This is a genomic window from Peribacillus sp. NJ4, from assembly GCF_030348345.1.
Taxonomy (GTDB): domain Bacteria; phylum Bacillota; class Bacilli; order Bacillales; family DSM-1321; genus Peribacillus.
In genome coordinates, this window is the sequence record NZ_JAUCFQ010000001.1 from 4846734 (window position 1) to 4869627 (window position 22894).

Here is a 22894-nt window from a genome sequence, read left to right on the forward strand (position 1 = left end):
CTGTCCCATTCGGACAGCCGCTTTCCTATTCATCCTTTATTGACAAACTCTTCATATCTTTCATCATGGGCCAGCCATGCCGCGTATTTTCGCTTCATGTATTTTTCAGCTTCCCCAAATGTATCGAATGTTTTTTTCTGTTGTTTTCCGTTGATTTCAACAATCCATTCTTCTTCTTCATCTTCATAGATGAATATGTCCTTTTTATCTCTCGTTGAATATAGGCAACCCTCTGGGGATTCCTTTACATTCAATTGATTTTTATGTGCATCGCGTTTAAGGGGCTCGGCAAAGAATGTCTTTTCGACATATTGACTATAAGCCTTTTCGGACATGGTACAACCGGCGGCTTTTTGATGGCCGCCACCATCGTACTTTCCAGCAACCTCAGAAACATCTATGTCATCGTGGATTGTCCGGAAGCTGATTCTTTTACTCCCTACCATCAGGATGGCGATATAATCCAGATGCGAGAACTCTTTCGACAGTTCATTTCCCAATTCTGAGTGGTATGACTCTGCATGGACCACCCCAGCTGTATGGGGACCGACCGTAGCCTGATAAACTTCTCTTTTTTTCCTGTTTATGTACCGATCAACCCGACTCTCCTCAACATTCAGAAGCGTTTGCTCCACTTCGTCAAAAGTAAAACTTTCAGCCGTCGATAACTTATTTGCGATTTTCATTTCGAATTCCTCTATCGGAATCATGAAAAACAGGTCATTCAGCCGTTTTGCCGTTGAATTTTTATTGACTTCCCATTCCCACGTATCGTATTGACGGACCAATTCAACGAATTCAGCGATAATGCTTGAAGGTTCCAGAAATTTATTTTCAACAGCATACTGATAGAATAATGAAGTTGCTGCCGTCTGTTTACCGTCTTCCTGTTCGACAGTTACAGATGCCCAATCATGTTCATTCAAATGCAACGCTGACTTATGATGATCGATTAGCAGCGCTTTACCTCCATCTTCCACAAACTGAGTAATCATTTTTTCGTTATCTTCATCAACCGATAAATCAGTAACAATCAATGTATCTTCAATCTTAGCCTGTTCAAGAAATGCTCCTACATTCTGATTAAGGCGACCGATTGAATTATAACTAACAACTACTTCTTCTCCGAATGCCAGCTTAGCTACAATGCCGCAACCGACTCCATCTAAATCATTATGTGTAAAGAGATGGTACACACAAACCCCTCCTAATAACTAATAAATTTACTTTTCCCTAAAGACAGGAATTTCAATTGCAATCTTTACAATTGTAGCATAATCATATCCGCATAATTTACCATGCTTCCATTACGCGATGCTTTTGTTCGTTTTTTTTGAAAAGCCCACTTATGATTCTTTATTTTCCAGAATTTACACCAATATATAATGAAAACACATTACTTTGAAATCGTGGATTCCATGTACTCCCTTAAAACAGACAGGGGAGCACAACAAACCATAATGCTTTTAGACATCATGATCATGTATTCAATGATCACTTTATGCCTCATTCTATCCATTTTTCTAGGCACCCCACCAACAAGTGGCCCTTATGGCCATTTCAGGATTGTCCAAATAACAGGGGAAAATCTGAGGAAATCACAATTGCCTTAATTAATACAAAAAAAAAAACTAAAATAGCCGTCATGCCACAAATCACATTCAACAGAGCCTGAGTAACATAACCTAAAATCCATTACATCAAAAAAAAAGCCGCAGGAAATGTTAATCCCTGCGGACTCCTTATGTGAAATCACTGTTCTATCAATTTTCCAAGGTTGGCCATTTCAATGGCACTAACGGCAGCTTCATAGCCTTTGTTACCTGATTTAGTTCCGGCACGTTCAATGGCTTGTTCAATATTCTCAGTTGTCAACAATCCGAAGATAACCGGTACACCTGTGTCCAAGGAAACGGATGCCATGCCTTTAGCTGCTTCATTGCACACATAATCATAATGTGAAGTGGCACCCCTGATTACCGTTCCAAGACCGATTACCGCATCATATTTACCTGTATTCACAAGTTTCTTCGCAATTAACGGAAGTTCAAAAGCACCCGGGACCCATGCGATGTCAACATCATTCTCATCAACACCATGACGCTTAAGGCCATCCAATGCCCCTCCTAAAAGCTTGCTTGTGATAAACTCATTAAATCTTCCTACAACGATTCCTACTTTCAATCCTGATCCGATTAATTGTGCTTCAATAATTTTCCCCATGTCCAATTCCTCCTAATTATTATACAGATATCATTTTTTGTTCATATAAATGCGCTAAACTCCTTAAGCATTCGGGATGTTCAGTTCAAATTCCTGTTTCCCGATTGTATCACTTTGTTGAAGAAACCGAATCAAATCGGCTATCGTGATGAATTTCAGGTTGAATTTCTCAGCGATGACTTCCAAATCGGATACGCGTGCCATCGATCCATCTTCATTCATGATCTCGCAAATGACACCAGCTGGAGCGGCACCGCATAACTTTGCCAAATCCACCGAAGCTTCCGTATGTCCTGCCCTCCTCAGTACGCCGCCTTCTTTAGCGACTATCGGAAAAGTGTGACCAGGCCTTTGAAAATCTTCAGCGACCGAATCCTCTTTAAGAAGCTCAAGTATCGTCAATGACCGTTCAAAAGCACTGATTCCTGTGGAAGTGCTTTTATGATCGACACTAACAGTAAAAGCAGTACCATGATGATCGGTATTTTCTCCTACCATAGGATGCAGGTTCAATTTTCCTGCCAATTCTTCAGTAATGGTTGTACAAATCAAACCTCGTCCATGAGTCGCCATGAAATTAATCGCTTCCGGCGTCGCCTTTTCGGCCAACAAGACAAAATCCCCTTCATTTTCACGGTCTTCATCATCGGATACGATTACTATCTTGCCAGCTTTCAAATCTTCGATCGCTTCTTCAATTGTATGGAACATCATTACACCGCCCTTTTATTAGAATCCGTGCTCTGCCAAAAACTCTAAATTCAGCCCTGGTTTTGAATCACCAGTTTTCATTTGATGTATAATATATTTCCCTATCATGTCATTTTCGATGTTAACTATATCGCCAGCCGCTTTTTGCCCCAATACGGTGTCCTGATGAGTCAATGGAATCAGTGATACAGTCAAAAGGTTTCGTTCGATTCCAAATATCGTCAAGCTCGTTCCATCAATGGCTACAGATCCTTTTGGAATGCAAAAGGTACTGAGCCCTTCTTCCAATTGGATTACATAATATACGGCATTTTCTTTTCGTTCTTTTTTTATGATTGTTCCGGTTCCGTCGATATGACCTGAAACAAAATGACCGCCAAACCTTCCCTGTGCACTCATGGCTCGTTCGAGATTCACAGGTGATCCCAACTTTAACGTCCGGATCGAGGAAGCTTTGACCGTTTCCGGCATCACATCGACCGTAAACAAACTTTTCGTGAAGGACGTTACCGTTAAGCAGACCCCGTTGACTGAAATACTATCCCCCAGATGAACATCTTCAAGGATTTTTTCAGAACGAATCGACAGCTCCATACTGCTTTTCCCTTTTTTCAAGGAATGGACGGTACCGATATCCTCAATGATTCCCGTAAACATGTTTTTCCCCCTTTTATAAAATATAAAAAACCCCTTAGGAAGACCTAAGGAGTTAGCAGGAGAAATGAGTGAAAAAAACTGTATACCTAAAAAGCCCAATATTTTCTTTTTTGAAAAATTAGGCGTACGTATACACTTGGGTTCCACACGTCCTTCTCCCATCCAGACTGTACTGTCGGCTTTGGAATCTCACCAAATCCTGCCTTTATCAGGCTCGCGGGCTTAGAATTTCTTCATCACCGCCGGTTGGGATTTTCACCCGACCCCGAAGGACACTATCAACACATTGCTGCGCTTTCTAGTATTATGTTGTTATTTAAAAGCCTATGTAATAGGATTTTTACGGTTATGATATTTATCGAAATGTTTTATAGTCCTGTTGAATATTGTTCATTCCTTCCAAGTATCCTACCAAAAAACTACCACTGAATTGACTTTTAATTAATGACATATTACCACGACAAAATAAAAAGAACAAGGAATCAATCTCCTTGCCCTTCTCCATCAGGCCATTTTAAAAAAGTAATTTTGGATACTTTGTATATCCTTCCGTTTTTAACCACGTGTAAGGGAAGGTCCCTATTCCCTTTTTTATCCTTAGCAGGTACGTTTACATCCACTTCGACGTTTTACTCTACCTTTTGTTCTTGTTTAGATTCGCATTTGCATTTACTATGTCCGCAATCTTTACATTTTTTGTTTAAACCCAAGTCTCGAATATGTTAATGACTAGTTTATGTAAATGAATGAAAAGAGTTTGGACCACACAATGGATACTATAAAGACTTGGCCCATAAGCTCGGCCATACTAAAAATCAAGTTAGCTGCAAGTTATATGTGATGGACCATGTCTACATGTGTGATCCGTTTCATCCACCATTCCTGGCATAAATGATTGTCTCCTGCCAATACAACAGCACGGCACTTCTTCAAACCAGATGAGTTATAGAACTTCTTAGCTTCTTTATCACGTTTGTATTTATTGTAATAAGCCTGCTTACCCATACTATTTCCTCACCTTCTTTCTCCAAAATAAAAAGCACCCACAGAATGAGTGCAATATTTAAACTATTTAAATTCAATTAGTGCTTTGCAACTTACCATTAACTAAACTACTATATTGTATCGGAATGTACTTACCACCTGATTTTGATTTTACTATTCCATTCAAAATAATGCTTTTTACTCTCTTTTTTCTTGCAACAATCTTTTACCTTCTTACAACTGTGTTTCTCTTTTTTACAACACTTTTTCTCTTTTTTCTTGCAACAATGTTTTACCTTCTTACAACTGTGTTTCTCTTTTTTACAACACTTTTTCTCTTTTTTCTTGCAACAATCTTTTACCTTCTTACAACTGTGTTTCTCTTTTTTGTAACACTTTTTATCCTTTTTTTTCTTACAACCATGTTTTCCCATATAATCATCTCCATATCATGTATTGTTATATAATATGGATTTACTAAATTTACGCTTGTGCTTGTCCCCATTAATAAAAATATTGACATCTTCTTTCTCCAAGATAAAAAGCACCCAATTGAATAGATGATAATATAACTATACAATCGAATTCAGAGGGTTTTCTTATATATTATCTATAAAGATTTTCTTTAGGAATTTTGCTCTAATGATGGACAAAAATTTAGAGTATTCGAATCCGATTTCAGAACGGATGTTTGTATATTAAAAAACACTTATATTTATGGATGCTTAATGATTTCAAATTATCTATCCACGTTCTTTAAAATGAATCTCCCATAAGCCTGGTTATATCTAACATCTGTGATTTATCCTCATAGACCAATCTTTTATTTTCGTCTTCTAATTCTGTATTCAAACCAAAAATAACAGCCTTTATCAGTTATTACTTTCAGACAATAAAAAGTTAACTTCCCTACTTCTTCAGGTTGAACTTCTTGACGATTTACAAAGTCTTCATTAAGGCTTCTAGTTTATCATTAAAGCTAGCATTTCATGTGGAGTATACGATTCAATGCACCCTTCAATTGTGCCAACCTTTCCTACCAAACACGAAAATGGAACAAATAAAAACCGCCTCAAACCCTTTAAAACAAAGGTTTAGGCGGTTTATTTTTTTCTGTGGTATCTTACGATCCGAAGGACTAAATTAATATGAATTTTTGAATATTTTATCGCCATAAAGTGAATGTGAAATTTCTAAACTTAAATGGTTAATTAACTACGGGAAATCCCTTTCTATATGGAAAAATGAAATTCATTTCCGAGTACCCCCGATGTGCTCCAAAAAGATTAAACATGCTTAAATGGTGGAATAAGTTATAGGAGTCACAATTCATACAAGGAGGAAGCTCATGCTTATTGCCATCACCAATTTGATTTTCTTTCTATTCGTCGTAACAGTGAATTTTCTAGCCAATTTCCTGCCATTGAACGGCCAAACATCAGGAGAGGTCTCTGATAAATTGGATGTCCTTTTCACTCCTGCCGGTTATGTATTTTCCATATGGGGCTTTATCTACTTTCTGCTGGCCATTTGGGTAATCAGGCAGTTTTTAGGTAACCACCTTAACAGCCCTGTTTATAAGGCATCCTCCCCTTGGTTCGCTTTAAGCTGTGTACTGAATGGTTCCTGGCTTTTGGCTTGGCATTACGAACACTTTTTGTTATCCGTATTCATTATCATCGCTCTTTTGGCTACATTAATGGTCATTTATATAAGCATAAAAAAAGTGGAGCATACTGCTTTCGATCTATTTCCGTTTTCCGTTTATACAGGCTGGGTGAGTGTTGCTGCCATTGCTGACATTTCTTATTACCTTACCTATATTAAATGGGAAGGTTATGGGATTTCCAGTGTAGCTTGGACAATCATTTTGCTGATTGCAGCAACAATCCTGGCCTTTGTCTTTGCAGGTAAAAACCGGGATTGGTGCTATCCTCTCGTATTCGTTTGGGCGTTCATAGGCATCGGGATCCGAAATTGTGCCGCCTACCCGGTAACCTCAGACATTTCTTTTATTCTGGCTGCTCTCATCTTTATCGTGTCCATCACAATCTTCATCAAAAATAGAAGGAGCTGAAAAGGAAATATGGCTGCCTAAAATGCTTGCCGAAGATCATGCCATACGTCCTGCCAAGCTTCAAGGCCAACTGAGAGACGGACCAGTTGGTCACTGATGCCCATTTGTTCCCGCGAATCTTCAGGAATGGCAGAGTGCGTCATGGTGGCGGGATGCTGGATCAATGTTTCGGCATCCCCTAGACTGACGGCAATTTTGATAAGTTCCAATTTATTGAGGAATTCCTGCGCATCCTTTTTTGTGCCATGCAATTCGAAAGAGATAAGGCCGCCGCCATGTTTCATCTGTTTTTGCATTATATAATGATTCGGTGAGGCTTCATCACCTGGATAATATACCTTTTTCACCTTTGGATGTTTCTTAAGTTCTCGAAAGATCTCCATTGCATTGGCCGAGTGACGGTCCATCCTAACAGGCAATGTCTTTAACCCCCGCAATAGTAACCAGGCATCGAATGGTGAAATGATTCCACCGATATCCTTCTGTGTAGTTCCAGCTACCTTATTCATAAACTCCTTCTTGCCGACAACAAGGCCCGCAACGACATCCCCATGCCCGCAAAGATATTTCGTCGCACTATGAAGGACGATATCACATCCATATTCAAGCGGTCTCTGTAAGTAGGGAGTCGAAAACGTATTATCGACTACGACCGTTACATTATATTCCTTCGCTACTCTCACTACCATCTCTAAATCAATCATTTTCATCGTCGGATTGATTGGGGTTTCTACATATATGCAGGTCGTTTCCGGCCGAATCATTTTCCTTACCTGATCTTCTGTATCCATTTCACAAAAATCATGAGTGATTCGGTATTTATTTTTCATTAACTGCAGAAGCCCGAATGTACATCCATATAACCCCTGTGAACACAGGATGTGGTCATCCGTTTTAGTTAACGCAAAAAGCACTGCTGAAACCGCTGCCATACCCGAGCCGAAAGCAAGGCCAGCTTCCCCCCCTTCCAAAGCAGCAATCTTTTCTTCAAGCACTTGTACCGTGGGATTTCCAAGGCGTGAATAAATATATCCATCTTCTATACCGGCAAAACGCCGTTCCCCTTGCTCGGCCGTTTCGAAAGTGAATGTTGAGGTTTGGAATAAGGGTGTTGCCAAGCTTCCTAAATGCTTCTTCGAGTCATATCCTTCATGTATGACTGCCGTTTCAAACTTTTTATACTTCCCTGTCATATCGTCTCCTCCTAACCTATATCTATTGCTATCATATGTCAAAAATCCATATAAAGGAAGCGTTTTCATGCATGAATATCCCCATCAATAAACTCCAGAATTTAGTAAATATAATTTAATTTCACAATCTGAATTTATAGATAAAGATTTTGGCAGACACAAGATGAACAAATTCATTTTTGGTTTTCTGGTTATATTAACGACTGCTTTAATGGGGTTCTTCATTCGCTATAGGACAAATTGGCTTAGCGTACTTCACCCTAAGTTACTGGCAGGGTTTCGGTTCATCCTAGCAGGTTTCAGCATGGTCATAGTCGTTAAGCCCATCAAACGCCCGAGTATCATCTTTTTTCCAGACAGCTGGTGTCAGGGGATGCTTCTTTATAGGATTAAGGACCATTTTAGCCGGGGAATTGTCGATCTTGACATTCATGAACCCGTTATTCCTCTTGCTGGATGACCCTGTTCACTGGTACGTTGCAGTTGGAGGTTCACTCATTTTCATCGGCATATTTTTGGTTAACTGGGAATTCCACCATTTTAAGACAGCGAAAAGGTCATGTAGAGTGAATTCAATTGAGCATCTACTTAATTTTAGAGAAAAGGAGGAGTTTTAAGAATTGGTCGGATGGTATATGTTCCCTGCTTAAATCCTAATCGTGTTTGAAAAAAAAGAGACAGCCGCCACGGCCATCCCTTTTCTAAATCATTCATCGACTACGATGTTTCCACCATAGAAGGTTACTCTCGTTAATGGAATCTCCAGTTCACGAGCCATTTTTTTCAACTCTCGCTCTTCTCTTTCCGTTACGATTGAAATAACAGTGCCGTCTGCACCTGCACGCCCAGTTCTCCCTGATCTATGGATATATTGATCGATATTATCAGCCATATCAATATGAACGACCGCAGTAAGACCTTTAATATCAAGCCCCCTAGCCGCTACATCCGTTGCTATCAACATCGGGGATTTTCCGGAACGAAGCTTGCGCAGCGCTTTCTCCCGGTCGACTTTATTGGATTCACCGTGAAGCACGCCCATTTCAACACCTTTATAGCTCAGCTTTTCATGTAAGACGCTCAGTTCTGCTATATCATTCAGGAAGGCAAGGGCCTTCACATCTTTAAGTCTTGTGATTTTCTCAAGAATCTTGGATTTTTCCCGTCTCTCTACAACAAAGTACAGATGATCCACTTTGGATTCCATTTTTTCATGCTTATCGACCTTTATCATTTCGGGTTCATTCATGAATCCTCGGGCCGCTTTTTCCGTTTCCTCTGGCAGAGTTGCTGAAAATACCATTATTTGCCTGTCTTTGAGGGTTGTTTTGATAATATTATTGATCGTACCCATATGCTCTGGAGTGATCAATTGGTCACCTTCATCTAGTACAATCGTCTTAACTTCATGCATCTTCAATTTCTTTTGGGCAATCAATTCATAAATTCTACCCGGTGTTCCGGCAATTACCTGTGGATGCTTCTTCAGTTTGTCCAACTGCCTTTTCACATTAGCACCGCCGATGAATGCTGCACCCGTTATGCCGCTTCCCTCTGACCAAATGCGAATTTCTTCATTGATTTGCATGACCAGTTCTCGGGATGATGCCAAAATCAAAGCTTGCGGCGATTTTTTTTCAGGATCTACCTTTTCTAACAATGGCAGTAAATAAGCTAAAGTTTTTCCGGTTCCAGTCGGTGATTCAGCCATGATGTCTTTTCCCTCAACAATCACGGGAATCGCTTTAGTTTGAATCGGGGTAAGTTGTCCGAATCCGGACTTTTTCCAGACCTCTTGTATATATGGTTTTCTATCGTTCACTAATGCAGGTAATTCGCTCATATCGTTCTCCTTTAATATAAAACTTTTCCTATCTTTCATAGTACCACTTATTCTTGTCCAGTAGCCAACGGAATACGAATTGTAACCGTCGTCCCTTTGTTTATCTCACTTTCAAAATGCATTTCCCCGTCAAGCCGATGAACGACCTTCCGGCAAATTGCAAGTCCGATCCCTGTGCCCTTTTCCTTCGTCGAATAAAAAGGCTCACCAATCCTTTCAAGGCGCTCGGGCATCATTCCTATGCCATTATCACTCACGCTGACTACAGCTTGATCATCGAGGATTTGCAGCGACAGATCAATTTTCCCATTATCCTCAATCGCTTCAATGCTATTCTTGACAACATTGATTATCAACTGTTTAAGTTCAATTGAATCAGCCATAATATAAATCGGTTCAGCGGTTTTAACCCTAAACCCCATTTCGATATTATTCAAATTCGTCTCTGCTTGCATCAACGTGAATACCTGTTGTAAACTGTCGGCAAGATCTATCCTTCGGAATGCGACATCCTGTTTCTTTCCGAGAACCAACAGTTCACTTGAGATAATATTAATTCGGTCAATTTCCTTCAACATGATATCAGAATGCAGCGGGTTGACCTCCTGTGTCATGTCCATTAATTGTACGAATCCTTTTAAAGATGTCAGCGGATTTCTTATCTCATGTGCGACGGCAGCAGCCAGATGTCCGATTACAGATAGCTTTTCCGACATGATCATCAATTCCTCTTCGCGCCGCAATTCAGTAATATCCCTTACGATTGCATATACTCCAAGCATTTCCGCTTGAACGATGATCGGTAGAAAGGTTACACGGATTATCCGCTTTTCATCACTCTTATTCTGGATGGTCGTTTCGAATTTTACGGCTTCACCTTGAAGGGATTGTATAAAGAAAACAGATACTTTTTCCTTTTCATTCCAGTTGATGAGATGATTCGCATTCTTGCCTTTCAAATTGTCACTGTGATGACCTAACAGCTTTTCAGCTTCCGGGTTAATTGAAACGACATTTCCTTCGAGATTCAGTTCAAGGACACAATCCGGGTTATGCTTGAACAGCGACTGATACTGTTCATCCTTCAGATTGAATTCCTGTTGGGACCTCAACATTTTCCCCGTCCAATACCTGATTATGAAGTATAAGACAAGCCCGGTTATGAAAATGAACATCCATCCTTTGGAATGTTGAAACATTGCATATATCTGAACATCCGCCTTTGCCTGTGTCATAGAGATGTAATCCGTAACGATAATCCATAAGACCCCAATGATTATATATATAATAGCCACTTTACATGCAATTTTATGAGATTGGTTCATGTTTTATCCTTTGTAATGTTTTTTGGTTTATTATTCCCAAATCACTCAAAAAAAGCCCTCATGTTTTCCACATAAGGACTCTTTGGATATTGTACCATATCTATGGCGTTCATTGTTTTATATCTAAAAAACCAACTGGGTTTAAATGATCAAGAGAGGTTTTTGATGGCTTGATTGAATTCCTCTTCTATAACTTTTGAAGGCTTGGCCGATAGTAAGCTGAAAACAACGACCGCTATTGTTCCAGCGATGAAACCAGGAATGATTTCGTATACTTCAGCTAACTCTTCGATCATTTCCCAAACGATTACTGTTGAGGTACCGACAATCATTCCCGCCAGGGCTCCCCATTTCGTCATTCGCTTCCAGTACAGGCTTAACAAAATGACCGGACCGAAGGCCGCTCCAAAACCGGCCCATGCATAACCCACCAATTTAAGGATCGTACCACTTGGATTAAAAGCTAAAATGAGAGCGATGGCAGAAATAGCTAAAACGCCAAACCGGCCCACTAGCACTAATTCCTTATCCGATGCATTCGGCCGAATGAACTGCTTATAGAAATCATCCGTCAGGGCACTTGCAGAAACTAACAGCTGAGACGCAATCGTACTCATGACCGCTGCCAAAATCGCCGCCAACAAGAAGCCTGTAATTAAAGAAGGAAACAGTTCTTTAGCTAAAATGATGAAGACAGACTCTGCACTTTTTTCCCCTAAAGGACTGCTTGTCAGATTAAAATAAGCAATCCCTACCAATCCGGTGAACATCGCTCCCACGATAGCAAAAATCATCCAGCCCATACCGATTCGCCGTGCACTTTTCAATTCTTTAACAGATGAAACCGCCATGAATCGAACGATTATATGAGGCTGACCGAAATAACCAAGTCCCCATGCCAGGAGAGATATGATGCCAATGGTTGATGTTCCTTCGAAAGCATGCAATAAATTCGGGTTAATCGATTTTATTTCATTGAAGGTAGGATCCCAGCCACCAATATTTACAATCGTGACAACTGGTACTAGAATTAAGGCAATGAACATAATCGTACCTTGTACGAAGTCCGTCCAGCTAACAGCCAGGAATCCGCCAAATAATGTGTAAAGAATAACAACGCTCGCCGTCAGCCAGATGCCCCACCGGTAATCCAAATTGAAAGCGGAGCGGAAAAGCTCACCGCCTGCTACCATACCTGAAGAGGTGTAAAAGGTGAAGAAGATTAAAATGACCGATGCTGATACAACTTTCAAAATCCGTGATCCATCTTTAAACCGATTTCCCAAAAAGTCGGGAATCGTAATCGAATTGCCGGCCACTTCCGTATATGTCCGAAGTCTTGGTGCCACGAATAACCAGTTTAAATAAGAACCTGCACACAGGCCGATGACAATCCAGCCTGCACTTAACCCGCTTATGTACATTGCACCGGGAAGACCCATCAACAGCCAGCCGCTCATATCGGAAGCACCTGCACTCAATGCAGTTACAGCTGGTCCCAAGTTCCGGCCGCCAAGCATGTAATCCGTTAAGTTGGCCGTTCTCCGATAGGCCAAATAACCAATTAACAGCATGCCTGCCATGTATATTCCAATTGATATTATAATTCCATATTCCAAAAATGAATCCTCCTATTTATAGGTTAATTTTCATCTTGTAAGCTTATCAGAAAAAAAAACATATGTTAAGAAGTTCTTGCACCTATCAACGATTTCACTTTCAATATAATTAAGAAAATTCATTTTATTAGATTAAATTATTAGGAGGAATACGCCCATGCAATCCTATATCAATCAGCCAGATGGAGTCTTTCCCTCTGTTTGCTCTCTTGACTGTCCTGATCAATGCGGTCTACTGCTGCACAAAAAGGACGGGAAAATCATTAAAGTTCAAGGGGACCCTGATCATCCAGTCACCAAAGGGAATATTTGCAACAAGGTCCGGAACATGACTGCCCGCCTATATGACCCCAATCGCTTAAAGCAGCCATTAAAGCGCATCGGCCCGAAAGGAGAAGGGAAATTCGCTCCAATCAGCTGGGAAGAGGCCATTGACACAATTACTTCCAAATGGAATGATCTGCTCGAAATGCATGGTCCTGAAAGCATACTTCCCTACAGCTTTTATGGAAACATGGGTAACCTAAGCGCAGAGGGTATGGATCGCCGTTTTTTTCACAAACTCGGTGCAAGCATGCTTGAGCGTTCCATTTGTAACGCGGCCGGCTCAGTCGGATACAACTATACAATGGGTGGTTCTTTCGGCATCGACCCTGAAGAAACGATTCATACAAAGCTTTTCATCATGTGGGGCATTAATGCGGTGAGCACAAATATGCACCAAGTTACGCTTGCACAGCAAGCCCGAAAAAACGGGGCCAAAGTAGTTGTCATTGACGTACATAAAAACCAAACCGGTAAGTGGGCAGATTGGTTCATACCGATCCTGCCTGGTACCGATAGTGCCCTTGCCCTCGGTTTAATGCATATTCTATTTGCCGAGAATCTAGTCGATCAGCCTTTTCTTGATGAATACACAGTGGGTGCTGCTGAATTGCGCGAACACGTCCGCCAATATGACCCTGCAACCGTCTCCGCGATCACCGGCGTTCCAATGGATGACTTATATGAATTAGCCAGGATGTATGGCACTACCACTCCATCATTCGTCCGAATAGGCAATGGGCTGCAGCACCATGATAATGGCGGCATGGCAGTACGCACCATTGCCTGCCTGCCTGCACTTACCGGGCAATGGATGACGGAAGGCGGCGGGGCCATCAAAGGGAATTCAGGATATCTGGCTTTTAATACAAATGCCTTAAGACGTCCTGATTTATTGCATAATAAAGCTACTCGGACCATTAATATGAACCAAATCGGTCAAGCTCTATTGGAAAAAGAAAACCCGATTCGCTCCATGTTTGTATACGGCTCCAACCCAGCACTTGTCGCTCCGAATGCAAATAAGGTGCAGGAAGGTCTAATGCGGGAAGATCTATTCACAGTGGTCCATGATCTATTCTTGACCGAAACGGCCATGTTTGCTGACCTCGTCCTCCCTGCCACATCATCTTATGAAACGGAGGATTTTTATAATTCATACTGGCATAATTACGTCCAAATACAGAAACCTGTAGTCGATAAATATGGCGTGTCGAAATCGAATGTTGAATTGTTCAAACTTTTAGCTGATGGAATGGGTTTTGAGGAACAAGCTTTTAAAGATTCAGAAGAAGATATGATACGGCAGGCGCTTGATTTTCCCGATAATCCGCATTTGGATGGCATCACCTATGACTCCCTTTCAAGGAATCAATTTGTCAAAGCCAAGATGCACCGGATGTTCCCAGGCAAGCTACCGACACCAAGCGGTAAAATCGAACTTTATTCAGAACGGATGAAGCGCGATGGATATCAGCCTCTACCAACATATACACCAATCATAAAAGACAGCGAACTGCCATTTTTATTCATACCGGCACCTAATCATAACTTCTTGAATTCAACCTTTTCAAATAATGCCAAACATATCTCCTTGGAAAAGGAACCTAAGCTGCACATCAATGCAGCTGATGCCAAAACGTTAGGGATAGCTTCCGGAGATATGGTTAAAATCTGGAACGGCCGCGGTGAATGCTTGCTTACCGCCGCTCCCGGTGAAAATGTGTTACCCGGCGTACTTGTCAGCCAAGGCTTGTGGCAGAATGCACCTGAAACGAAACAACTCATCAATGCCCTTACTCCAGATCGCCTCTCAGATATGGGCAATGGCGCCGTTTTCTTTTCTGGACGGGTGGATCTTGAAAAAGTCCAACATAAGTCCACGAATCTATAAGTAATATAGGCGATTCTGGAGTTATATCGGCGATTTCCGGATGATATCAGCGATTCTGGATTATATCGTCCCATTTCCGAATTATTTCTGCGATTCTGGATTATATCGTCCCATTTCCAGATTATATCGGCGATTTCCGGAATATATCAGCGATTCTCGGATTATATCGGCGATTTCCGTTTTTTTGCATATCAACATAAAAAAGGCTGTTCCACAAGGAACAGCCTTTTCGTCTAGCTATTTACTCTTCATCAAACCAACCAGTTGGCTGAATATCCAAGTTGTTATTGATTTGCTTCACTTCCGTATATGCCTCATAACCGAAAGTGCCCAGTTCGCGTCCATTTCCACTTTGCTTGAATCCTCCCCAAGGAGCTTCATTATAAGTCGGGTGATATGAGTTTATCCACGTGATGCCGGCACGTACTTTTTTAATGACACGGTACGCTTTTGCGATATCATTCGTGAACACCGCTCCCGCTAAACCATATTTCGTATCATTGGCAAGTCGAAGAGCTTCCGCTTCATCCTTGAACTTTTGAACGACAAGCACCGGTCCAAAAATTTCTTCCTGTACAATCCGCATGTCCGGTGTCGTATCAACAAAAATAGTAGGTTCGACAAAGTAACCTTTATCCAAGCCTTCTTCTTTAATTCGGTTTCCACCGACGATTAATTTGGCTCCTTCTTCTTTTCCAATTTGGATATACGATAATATCTTGTTCATATGGGCCTCTGAAACGATAGGACCCATTTGGCTTTTTTCATCGGAACCTGAGCCTACTTTGATCTTTTTCGCCTTAGCAGTAAGGCTTGCAATGAACTGATCGTAAATGGACTCCTCCAAAAGTAACCGGGAGCCCGCTGAACAAACTTGTCCTTGATTACAGAAAATCCCGTAGAGAGCATAATCAACTGCAGTCTCGAAGTCAGAGTCCGCAAATACGATATTAGGCGATTTCCCACCGAGCTCCAATGTCACTTTCTTTAGGTTACCTAGTGAAGCCTCCATGATCTTACGTCCAGTTGCCGTTCCTCCCGTAAAGGCTACTTTATCTATTTCTTCATGTTCGGCAATGGCCTGTCCGACAACTGGCCCCGCTCCTAACACTAGGTTTGCGACACCTTTAGGCAATCCGATCTCATCCATGATTTCAAATAGTTTGACAGCTGTCACTGGTGTAACCTCCGATGGTTTGAACACAACGGAATTTCCTGCAGCCAGTGCCGGGGCCAGTTTCCAGGCTGACATCATTAGAGGGAAATTCCAAGGGACAATCTGCCCGCATACACCGATCGGTTCCCTTACGACCATCGCTTGCTGGCCATCAGGAACCTCATAAGTCTGACCTGTCGGTTTTGTAGCCAATCCTGCATAATATCTAAAACAGGCTGCTGAATCATCTATGTCATAACGAGCCTCACGCAATGGTTTCCCATTATCCAATGTTTCCAACGCAGCAAGTTCTTCAGCTTTTTCTTCTATTTTATCGGCAATTTTGAATAAAATGCGAGCTCGCTCCACTGCCGGAGTTCCCCACCATCCACCTTCATAGAAAGCATATTTCGCTGCCTCGACAGCTGCATCAACATCTTCCTGTGTGCCTTCTGCAGCTGTAGCAATAACTTCTCCCGTGGCCGGATTCAATACATCCCGCTTCTCACCTGAAGTCGAATTCACCCATTCCCCATTGATGTACATCTTTAAGTCCAGTGCTCCCGTTCCTTCTTTTTTCGTGTTATTTTGTAAAGTTTCCTGCATATATATTCCTCCTCGGTTTTAAGTTATCTACCTATATAAGATATGAGCAAGATTCATGCCAGTTTGAAATATTAGGGAAATCACATTTTCTTGCCCTTTCCTGTACCATTTAAATTCAATCGTGAATTCCCTATTCAATTCTGCATAAAACATTTACAACTTTCGCCCCAGCTCTTTTATAAATTCATAGAAAAATAGTAAAATCAGCAGCTCAAAAAAAGAGATGAGCAGCTGCTCATCTCTTAATACATTAATTTCGGTTAAAAATGACCAATTTCATTTCCGTCATCTCTTCAATGGCATATTTTAACCCTTCGCGGCCCGTCCCGCTTTTTTTGATTCCGCCATATGGCATGTTGTCGACACGGTAAGTTGGGATATCATTAATGATAACACCGCCGACTTCCAATTTTTCTGCGGCAGAAAGTGCCAAATTGATATTTTCTGTGTAAATCCCGGCCTGCAATCCGAATTCGGAATCATTGACCATATCAATCGCTTCCTCAACGGACGAAACTTTATTGATCAAAACAATGGGAGCAAAGACTTCCTGACAAGATACCTTAAGCCTTGCATCCACTTCCAGCAACACGGTAGGATGCAGGATATTCCCTTCAGATTTACCTCCTGCTGCAACAACCGCACCGTGTTGTTTAGCTTCACCAATCCAGTCCAGGCTTCGCTGTACATCGCCAGGGCTGATTAATGCCGAGATATCCACTGCGGGATCCATGGAATCACCAAGCTTCAAGTCCTTCGTTGCTTCAGTGAATTTTTTGACGAACTCATCATATATCTCTTCATGAACATATGCGCGCTGTAAGGAAATACAGACCTGCCCTTGGAAAGCGAATGCCGCCGATACACAGCGCTTGATGATTTTATCGATATTTATTCCTTTATCCACTATGACAGCTGCATTTGAACCAAGTTCAAGACTCACTTTCTTTAAACCTGCCTTATTACGAATCCCGATTCCTACAGCAGGACTTCCAGTGAATGAAATGCTCTTCACCCTTGAATCAGTGACTAATTTATCACCAATTACCGAACCGCTTCCGGTAACTAAATTAAACGCACCTGCCGGCAAATCCGTTTCGGCTAACAGCTCAGCAAGAAATAGCGAAGATAGCGGTGTTTGGCTCGCAGGTTTCAAGACAAGCGTATTTCCTGCAGCAATGGCCGGCCCTACTTTATGAGCAACAAGGTTCATCGGAAAATTAAAAGGCGTAATCGCACCCACAACTCCAATCGGCTCACGGACGGTGTAGCCAATCCTTCCTTCCCCGTCAGCTGTAGCATCCATCGTCAATGTTTCGCCATGAATCCTTTTTGCTTCCTCTGCTGCAAATTTATAAGTGGCGATCGTCCGGGTTACTTCCCCCATAGCCGTTTTAATCGGTTTCGCTGCCTCTTTAGCAATGATTTCAGCTGCTTCATCTTTTCGGCTTTCCAAAAGACTCGCAAGTTTTTCAAGTATGGCAGCCCGTTTATGGCTAGGTAAAGCAGCCATTGTTTTTCTAGCTTGATAGGCTGATTCTATCGCCGATTCGACATCTTCAAGGCTTGCTGAAGGAATCTCCGCAAGTACTTCCCCACTATAGGGAGACTTTAGTATCGTGAATTTTTCTGCTTCTTGCCATTTACCATTAATGAATAATTTCTTCTTCAGCGTTTCCGTCATGACCATCCTTTTCACCTCTTATAAAATTTCTTTTTCTACAGCAGTAAATGTCTTATCAAGGATTTCAATTATTCTTTCGACTTCCGATTTAGTAATGATTAAAGGCGGTGCGAATACGAGTGTATCTTGGTCAAACGTAACAGACCGACAAATCAAACCATTCTTTGCCGCTTCAGCAACCAGTCTTGGAGCAAGCTGTGTCTCAAAGCCTTCCCCTGTTTGTTTGTCCTTTACGATGGAGATGCCCCCAATTAGTCCAAGTGCCCTAACATCACCAACAATCGGGTGTTTGCTTTGAAGCTTCTTAAAGCCAGCAAGCAACTCTTCACCACGCTGTTTCGAGTTTTCTATCAGGTTTTCACGTTCAATTATTTCAATATTTTTCAAAGCAACCGCACAAGCCATAGGGTGACCACTGTATGTGTAGCCATGTAAAAGCGTGCCTTTTGAAAGGGCTATGAAGTCTTGATGCATCTTATCATTCAGGACGACCCCGCCTAACTGTGCATATCCGCTCGTAACACCTTTTGCAAAGCACATCATATCCGGTACAACGCCAAAGTGCTCAATTCCAAAATAAGTCCCTGTTCTACCGAAACCTGTAATGACTTCATCCGTCACCATTAAAATGCCGTATTCATTACAAATCTCCCTTACTTCCTTAAAATAGCCTTCAGGAGGAAGGTTCACGCCACCTGCTCCTTGAATCGGTTCAGCCATAAATGCCGCAATCGTTTCAGGTCCTTCCTGTACAATGACCTTACGCAACTCCTCAATGGAGGAACCTTCCACATGGTAAAAATCCGGTGCGGTTGAATTCGTGAAGTCCCGGAACGGTTTCAGACCAGTTGCACTTGTAGCTCCCATTGCCACTCCATGATAGGATTTCGAGCGGGAAATGATTTTTTGTCGATTAGGCTGCCCTTTCAAAATCCAGTAATGACGAGCTAGTTTGATGGCCGTATCATTCGACTCCGATCCACCTGAAGTGAAGAAAACTGCATTCAAATCCCCAGGAGCGATGGAAGCGATTTTGGCCGCTAACCGGATTGCCGGCTCATTGCTGAAAGTGGCGAAACTTGAGGTGAAAGCTAACTTCGCCATTTGTTCCTTCGCCACATCAGCCAACTCTTCTTGTCCATGGCCAATATTCACATTCCAAAGTGAAGCCATGCCATCAATGACAGTCCTGCCCTTGACATCCGTAAGATATATTCCCTTACCTTCAGTAAAAATGAAACTTGGACCATCTGTCTGCTGTTGTTCGATTGCCGTAGTAGGATGAATAAAATGCTTTTTATCCAAATCCATTAATTCCTGAATACCCGTCTTCTCTTTAATCATGTAAAAAACACCCTTCTCATGTAATGTATTTTTTTGCTAAACTATTTTATTTATATATATTTATAGATATAGCAAGATGCATGCCAAATTATATGAGCCTTATATTAAAGGTATTCAAGTTAAAATGATTCATAATCAAATCATTACGAGTGAATATCGATTCATATACAAATCACTCGATTCATATTCAAATCATTAAACCCCCATTCATTAGAAAAAGTACTAATTTACAGGCATTATGTTGAATTCCACCGTTAGATGTTACATAACCTTACATGCAATATTGAATTTTCGGAAGATTTGTATTATTATCGTGTTATTACTTTACATTCCTTTTTTGCCGCTAGGTTAATCTAAACGAAAGAAGTTGATATATATGCAGGCAGGTTTTGAACTGCTCCAAAAACAAACCATGAAATTATCATTAACTCCTGAATTACAGCAATCGATCAATATCCTTCAATATTCCACCTATGAACTATTAGATTTCCTACATCGACAGGCAAACGAAAATCCCGTACTCGAAATAAGCGAAACATTTAAAGAACCCCCCGGATCCTCTGAATCTTCCATTCGTACACATAAAATTAATTCTCAGTTACGGGGATCTTCCTCTAAAAGTAAAAGTTTCAACGGAGAAAATGATTACAACCCGATCAATAATTATTCCAGCAACACAGAAACACTGGAAAACCACTTATTGGAACAAATGAGTATGTTAAGGTCCTTGAAGGCCATCGAAAGGAAGATTCTCCAATTTTTTATTGGGAATTTAAATGAATATGGATACCTTGAATTGGATGGAAATTGGGCAGCCTCGCATTTTTCCGTGTCCGTGGAAGAAATAGAAGATATGATTCAAGTATTGCAATCCCTTGACCCCATTGGAGTCGGGGCAAAAGATTTGACCGATTGTTTACTCATTCAGCTGCGAGAGCATGAGGATTACAATGAATTGGCGTATAAGATCGTTAAAATGCACATAACGGATTTAGCAGAAAAACGCTACAGAAAAATTGCGGGCCTTTACAACGTGACCGTTCAGGAAGTACAAGAGGCCTCTGATTTCATCCGGACGTTAAACCCTCGTCCCGTCAGTCACTTTTCCAAAGATATGACTCATTACATCGTTCCGGACGTTTATGTGGAAAAAGAAAAAGAAGGGTTTCTGATAACGGTCAATGACAGCTACACACCTAAACTTTCCATCAATCCTTACTATAAGAACCACCTCGCTATGAATCCTGGTAATGAGGTAAAAGATTATGTTAAAGGTCACATAGATGATGCCCAATTACTATTAAAAGGGCTTGAACAAAGACAAATGACACTTTACAAAGTGACATCTGCAATAGTGGAGGAGCAACAAGAATTTTTCATAAAGGGAATCGCTGGTTTAAAACCTATGACACTGAAAGACATTTCGGAAAAACTCCAACTTCATGAATCAACAATCAGCAGGGCGACAAGCAATAAATATATTCAGACACCGCATGGCCTATTTAAATTAAGGAACTTCTTTACTAGAGGCTTAAACCGAGTGAACAGCCAAGCGACCGAATCCACTGCGACCATCAAAGAAAAAATAAAGGTCTTGATTGCCGATGAGGATAAGATAAAGCCTTTTTCAGATCAGAAACTTTGTCAGATATTCGAAAATGAAGGGACAAAAATTTCTCGCCGCACCATTGCTAAATACCGCGAAGACTTGGGTATACCGGGATCTTCCAAACGTCGCAGATTTTAAAATCAAAAAAACTAGCTATGACTCTTTCAAAAGATGCATCTTTTGGAAGAGTCTTTTTAAATGGATAGATGGGGAATTTTAAAAGACTCTTCCATACTTTCCGTTGATTCTGTTAAAGGTCTAGTGAATGCCACATAAACAAAAAACCCCTGAACCAGGGGCTCCATACACTTATTAATTCAAACTTTCCAAATACCTGTGTAACGGTTGTCTTAAGTCCTCTCCAATTCACTGAAAGAGGATTTAGTATCCTAATGTCATTCATTATTATTCGAGTTTTATTTATTACCCCATTTATCCTCGAAAATAAGTTCGTCCATTGGTCTTCTTTTTTCCCAATTGGCAAGTTCAAGAATGGGTTTATCCGGATATTGATCGGTATAGCCAATCGACATGAGTGCAATGGGTTCCACATGCGGCGGAATCTCCAAAATATCCCGAATATCACTTTTCTTATAAAAGCTTACCCATCCCATTGCCAATCCTTCCGCACAGGCAGCCAGCCACATATTTTGAATCGCACAGGCTGTAGATAGGATATCCGTTTCAGGAATGGAGTTCCTCCCCAAAACATGGGAGCCTCCCCGTGTCGGGTCACATGTTACACAAATGGTGTATGGTGCTTCTTTTAAACCTTCCACTTTCAAACTAAGAAACTTATTTTCTTTACCGCCTTCATAATGAATAGCGAGTGCCCGTCTTTCTTTATCCGCTGCCCATGCCAATCTGTTCTTGGTTTCCTGAGATGAAATTACAATGAAACTCCAAGGTTGCATGAATCCTACAGACGGCGCATGATGTGCAGCATCCAAAATTCTGCGGAGTACATCCTTTGAAATGGGCTTAGGCAAAAAACTCCTGATATCCCTTCGGTTATAAATGGCTTTATATACGGCAGCTTGTTCTTCATTAGTAAACATAGTTTCCCCCCATGATTCCGGTTCCCCAGAATTTTATCTAAAAATTCAATATGAATTTTACAGGTAAACCCTTACAATTAACAGTGACTTTCCAGATATCCCTGGATTCAGCTTGTTCCGTCCACCACAAGATTCACTCTTTCCTGAGGCCTTTGTTCGTCAACATAGCGATCTTCATGAACCATCCAGTTATTATTATCCTCCCACATTTGACGCGCATCTTCACCATCCCTCTAAAGGCCACGTAACACGGGGACATTCCACCCAAATCGTGAAATCATGGGACCCTTCCATTTCTTTACGCATAGAATACGTTCCTTCAATAATGACCCCAGCAGGAACCATATGCCATTCGGCCGTATTGTCCGTTTCCCACTCATACCTTTGATACCTTGCTTCTTTCCCCTCAGTAAGCGGTTTCAGGATTTGGTTAAAAAGCGGTCTCGAATCACAATTCGCACCAATCTGTTTTTGGGCTGGGGGCAGTTGGATCCTTTTCGATGATGGCAAATGAAAATCGTCTATATGAATGACCGCACTACCTCGACATTATGCTTGGAAACGGGAGGCGAGTGTACTTTTCCAGA

Annotated in this window: 19 protein-coding genes, 1 pseudogene and 1 riboswitch; of the genes and pseudogenes, 5 read left to right on the forward strand and 15 right to left on the reverse strand. The window is 41.3% G+C overall.

Annotated elements, in window-relative coordinates; all coding sequences use genetic code 11:
* Positions 1–29 precede the first annotated feature (29 nt).
* Positions 30–1196: a DHH family phosphoesterase gene (locus QUF94_RS24270; protein WP_289318098.1), complete on the reverse strand. Its 1167-nt coding sequence runs from the start codon at positions 1194–1196 to the stop codon at positions 30–32.
* A gap of 189 nt (positions 1197–1385) precedes the next feature.
* Between QUF94_RS24270 and QUF94_RS24275 the strand changes: the two genes are divergently transcribed.
* The gene (locus QUF94_RS24275) at positions 1386–1613 is read left to right on the forward strand and encodes a hypothetical protein (protein ID WP_289318099.1); all 228 of its coding nucleotides are present in this window, start codon (positions 1386–1388) and stop codon (positions 1611–1613) included.
* 139 nt (positions 1614–1752) lie between these two features.
* On the opposite strand, the gene ribH is transcribed toward QUF94_RS24275, so the two are convergent.
* The 5 genes and pseudogenes from ribH to QUF94_RS24300 form a co-directional block, all read right to left on the reverse strand.
* Positions 1753–2223, reverse strand: a complete 471-nt coding sequence (gene ribH, locus QUF94_RS24280) for a 6,7-dimethyl-8-ribityllumazine synthase (RefSeq protein WP_289318100.1) — start codon at positions 2221–2223, stop codon at positions 1753–1755.
* Positions 2224–2295: 72 nt separating this feature from the next.
* Positions 2296–2934, reverse strand: a pseudogene (gene ribB, locus QUF94_RS24285) (3,4-dihydroxy-2-butanone-4-phosphate synthase); the annotation flags it as partial.
* A gap of 18 nt (positions 2935–2952) precedes the next feature.
* Positions 2953–3591 (reverse strand): riboflavin synthase, encoded by a 639-nt coding sequence (gene ribE / locus QUF94_RS24290; protein WP_289318101.1) that lies wholly within the window; start codon positions 3589–3591, stop codon positions 2953–2955.
* A 146-nt stretch (positions 3592–3737) separates the two neighbouring features.
* A riboswitch (FMN riboswitch) is annotated at positions 3738–3868 on the reverse strand.
* A 554-nt stretch (positions 3869–4422) separates the two neighbouring features.
* Positions 4423–4596: a hypothetical protein gene (locus QUF94_RS24295; protein ID WP_289318102.1), complete on the reverse strand. Its 174-nt coding sequence runs from the start codon at positions 4594–4596 to the stop codon at positions 4423–4425.
* Positions 4597–4727: 131 nt separating this feature from the next.
* Complete coding sequence (locus tag QUF94_RS24300; RefSeq protein WP_289318103.1) at positions 4728–5009, reverse strand: hypothetical protein; 282 nt, start codon at positions 5007–5009, stop codon at positions 4728–4730.
* 914 nt (positions 5010–5923) lie between these two features.
* On the opposite strand from QUF94_RS24300, the gene QUF94_RS24305 reads away from it, so the two are divergent.
* Positions 5924–6652, forward strand: a complete 729-nt coding sequence (locus QUF94_RS24305) for a TspO/MBR family protein (RefSeq protein WP_289318104.1) — start codon at positions 5924–5926, stop codon at positions 6650–6652.
* Between the two features lie 17 nt (positions 6653–6669).
* Here the strand turns inward: QUF94_RS24305 and megL are convergent, their stop codons facing one another.
* Complete coding sequence (megL, locus tag QUF94_RS24310; RefSeq protein ID WP_289318105.1) at positions 6670–7845, reverse strand: methionine gamma-lyase; 1176 nt, start codon at positions 7843–7845, stop codon at positions 6670–6672.
* Positions 7846–8008: 163 nt separating this feature from the next.
* Between megL and QUF94_RS24315 the strand changes: the two genes are divergently transcribed.
* Complete coding sequence (locus QUF94_RS24315) at positions 8009–8305, forward strand: hypothetical protein (RefSeq protein ID WP_289318106.1); 297 nt, start codon at positions 8009–8011, stop codon at positions 8303–8305.
* A gap of 246 nt (positions 8306–8551) precedes the next feature.
* Here QUF94_RS24315 and QUF94_RS24320 read toward each other — a convergent pair whose 3' ends face one another.
* The 3 genes from QUF94_RS24320 to putP form a co-directional block, all read right to left on the reverse strand.
* A complete protein-coding gene (locus QUF94_RS24320; RefSeq protein ID WP_289318107.1) occupies positions 8552–9688 on the reverse strand; it encodes a DEAD/DEAH box helicase in 1137 nt (378 codons plus the stop codon).
* Between the two features lie 47 nt (positions 9689–9735).
* Entirely contained in the window at positions 9736–10923 is a 1188-nt protein-coding gene (locus tag QUF94_RS24325) for an ATP-binding protein (protein ID WP_289318108.1), read from the reverse strand.
* 239 nt (positions 10924–11162) lie between these two features.
* Entirely contained in the window at positions 11163–12632 is a 1470-nt protein-coding gene (gene putP, locus QUF94_RS24330) for a sodium/proline symporter PutP (protein ID WP_289318109.1), read from the reverse strand.
* A 157-nt stretch (positions 12633–12789) separates the two neighbouring features.
* On the opposite strand from putP, the gene QUF94_RS24335 reads away from it, so the two are divergent.
* Positions 12790–14850 carry a molybdopterin oxidoreductase family protein gene (locus QUF94_RS24335; RefSeq protein ID WP_289318110.1) on the forward strand — a complete coding sequence of 687 codons (2061 nt, stop codon included), beginning with the start codon at positions 12790–12792 and terminating at the stop codon, positions 14848–14850.
* 241 nt (positions 14851–15091) lie between these two features.
* On the opposite strand, the gene QUF94_RS24340 is transcribed toward QUF94_RS24335, so the two are convergent.
* The 3 genes from QUF94_RS24340 to QUF94_RS24350 all read right to left on the reverse strand — a co-directional run bounded on the left by QUF94_RS24340 (position 15092) and on the right by QUF94_RS24350 (position 19640).
* Positions 15092–16612 (reverse strand): aldehyde dehydrogenase family protein, encoded by a 1521-nt coding sequence (locus QUF94_RS24340; RefSeq protein ID WP_289318111.1) that lies wholly within the window; start codon positions 16610–16612, stop codon positions 15092–15094.
* 250 nt (positions 16613–16862) lie between these two features.
* On the reverse strand, positions 16863–18296 hold the full coding sequence (locus tag QUF94_RS24345; RefSeq protein WP_483313699.1) for an aldehyde dehydrogenase family protein: 1434 nt from the start codon (positions 18294–18296) through the stop codon (positions 16863–16865).
* Between the two features lie 18 nt (positions 18297–18314).
* A complete protein-coding gene (locus tag QUF94_RS24350; RefSeq protein WP_289318113.1) occupies positions 18315–19640 on the reverse strand; it encodes an aminotransferase family protein in 1326 nt (441 codons plus the stop codon).
* Positions 19641–20016: 376 nt separating this feature from the next.
* On the opposite strand from QUF94_RS24350, the gene rpoN reads away from it, so the two are divergent.
* Positions 20017–21387, forward strand: coding sequence for an RNA polymerase factor sigma-54 (rpoN, locus tag QUF94_RS24355; RefSeq protein WP_289318114.1), 1371 nt, complete (start codon positions 20017–20019; stop codon positions 21385–21387).
* Positions 21388–21665: 278 nt separating this feature from the next.
* Here rpoN and bluB read toward each other — a convergent pair whose 3' ends face one another.
* Both bluB and QUF94_RS24365 read right to left on the reverse strand, forming a co-directional pair.
* Positions 21666–22307 carry a 5,6-dimethylbenzimidazole synthase gene (bluB, locus tag QUF94_RS24360; protein WP_289318115.1) on the reverse strand — a complete coding sequence of 214 codons (642 nt, stop codon included), beginning with the start codon at positions 22305–22307 and terminating at the stop codon, positions 21666–21668.
* Positions 22308–22529: 222 nt separating this feature from the next.
* Entirely contained in the window at positions 22530–22817 is a 288-nt protein-coding gene (locus tag QUF94_RS24365) for a nucleoside/nucleotide kinase family protein (protein WP_289318116.1), read from the reverse strand.
* Positions 22818–22894 lie beyond the last annotated feature (77 nt).

Coding starts and splice junctions, on each gene's coding strand:
- QUF94_RS24275 (WP_289318099.1), top strand. CDS start 1,386: ATGAAAACACATTACTTTGAAATCGTGGATTCCATGTACTCCCTTAAA.
- ribH (WP_289318100.1), bottom strand. CDS start 2,223: ATGGGGAAAATTATTGAAGCACAATTAATCGGATCAGGATTGAAAGTA.
- ribE (WP_289318101.1), bottom strand. CDS start 3,591: ATGTTTACGGGAATCATTGAGGATATCGGTACCGTCCATTCCTTGAAA.
- QUF94_RS24295 (WP_289318102.1), bottom strand. CDS start 4,596: ATGGGTAAGCAGGCTTATTACAATAAATACAAACGTGATAAAGAAGCT.
- QUF94_RS24300 (WP_289318103.1), bottom strand. CDS start 5,009: ATGGGAAAACATGGTTGTAAGAAAAAAAAGGATAAAAAGTGTTACAAA.
- QUF94_RS24305 (WP_289318104.1), top strand. CDS start 5,924: ATGCTTATTGCCATCACCAATTTGATTTTCTTTCTATTCGTCGTAACA.
- megL (WP_289318105.1), bottom strand. CDS start 7,845: ATGACAGGGAAGTATAAAAAGTTTGAAACGGCAGTCATACATGAAGGA.
- QUF94_RS24315 (WP_289318106.1), top strand. CDS start 8,009: ATGAACAAATTCATTTTTGGTTTTCTGGTTATATTAACGACTGCTTTA.
- QUF94_RS24320 (WP_289318107.1), bottom strand. CDS start 9,688: ATGAGCGAATTACCTGCATTAGTGAACGATAGAAAACCATATATACAA.
- QUF94_RS24325 (WP_289318108.1), bottom strand. CDS start 10,923: ATGACACAGGCAAAGGCGGATGTTCAGATATATGCAATGTTTCAACAT.
- QUF94_RS24335 (WP_289318110.1), top strand. CDS start 12,790: ATGCAATCCTATATCAATCAGCCAGATGGAGTCTTTCCCTCTGTTTGC.
- QUF94_RS24340 (WP_289318111.1), bottom strand. CDS start 16,612: ATGCAGGAAACTTTACAAAATAACACGAAAAAAGAAGGAACGGGAGCA.
- QUF94_RS24345 (WP_483313699.1), bottom strand. CDS start 18,296: ATGACGGAAACGCTGAAGAAGAAATTATTCATTAATGGTAAATGGCAA.
- QUF94_RS24350 (WP_289318113.1), bottom strand. CDS start 19,640: ATGATTAAAGAGAAGACGGGTATTCAGGAATTAATGGATTTGGATAAA.
- rpoN (WP_289318114.1), top strand. CDS start 20,017: ATGCAGGCAGGTTTTGAACTGCTCCAAAAACAAACCATGAAATTATCA.
- bluB (WP_289318115.1), bottom strand. CDS start 22,307: ATGTTTACTAATGAAGAACAAGCTGCCGTATATAAAGCCATTTATAAC.